Here is a 929-nt window from a genome sequence, read left to right as displayed (position 1 = left end):
AAATATACAAAAGCACCTATATACAAAACGTCTCAGGCCTTCGGCCTGAGCAGCGTACCTTTAGTCCGATTGATAATATTATAAAAACAAATCAAATTTATTTCAATCATTTATCACTGTATACAACCCCCCCGATTTCATTTCCTTACTATAATATTTATCTTACTTTTTTCTTGCATAATTGACGTACCCACTATTTGTTTGACTTCATCCTCCTGTTCCTGACTTAAAGACTCAGCCTTCAATACTACCGTGGTCTCACTGGACTGGATGATAACAACACATTCTTTGTAACCACTTGATTTCACCAGATTCTCAGCCTTCATTTCCTTTTCCATATCCTCGGAAATACTTACCAGGCGAAGTGAAGCGGCTTCCCGGGCTTTGCCCTGCGAATTCTGGTTAATTATCTCCCGCAATAATTCTATCTGTTTGCTCCGGGTGCGCTCCCGCTCCATCCGGTATTCGGCAAAAAAGCTTATACTCCCAGCCTCGGCCGCTTTAGTTTGAATTTCGATACCCGGCTCTATACCAACCTCCGGTACTTCATTTGGGCTGGTGTCCTTTCCCTGGAGAACTAAAAACCATATTATTCCTGCCAGCAGCAAAATTACTGCCAAGCCCAATATTTTCTTCCCATTAATCATCTGAATCATCGGCTCGCACCCCTTTCTGCATTCGGCCGGCGTGCTGCTACCCTTACCTGATAGGCGGAAAGGTTGAGCAAAGTAGCAGTTACATTGGTAAGCTCTTCCTTGACCATCGGATCACAGGCACCATCGGCTACTACCAGTACACCCAAAATCTGCGGGGACTTTTGTTCGACCAAAAGTGATTCCCCTCCGGAAACAGCCAAATCTTTGACTGTATTCTGTTCATCAATGGTTCTCTCCACCCCTTTGTAATCTTTTTCTTCCGTCTTCCTGGTT

Annotated in this window: 1 protein-coding gene and 1 pseudogene; both read right to left on the bottom strand. The window is 44.0% G+C overall.

The window, feature by feature from the left end:
* Window positions 1–137 precede the first annotated feature (137 nt).
* The gene (locus tag B3W37_RS15735; protein ID WP_483176384.1) at window positions 138–656 is read right to left on the bottom strand and encodes a SpoIIIAH-like family protein; all 519 of its coding nucleotides are present in this window, start codon (window positions 654–656) and stop codon (window positions 138–140) included.
* Window positions 653–929: pseudogene (locus B3W37_RS15730) on the bottom strand (stage III sporulation protein AG); the annotation flags it as partial. The pseudogene B3W37_RS15730 and the gene B3W37_RS15735, both read right to left, overlap by 4 nt.

The organism is Syntrophomonas sp. UBA5494, from assembly GCF_002426325.1.
Note: the sequence above shows the minus strand (reverse complement) of the source record. Positions and strands in the feature narration are given on the sequence as shown.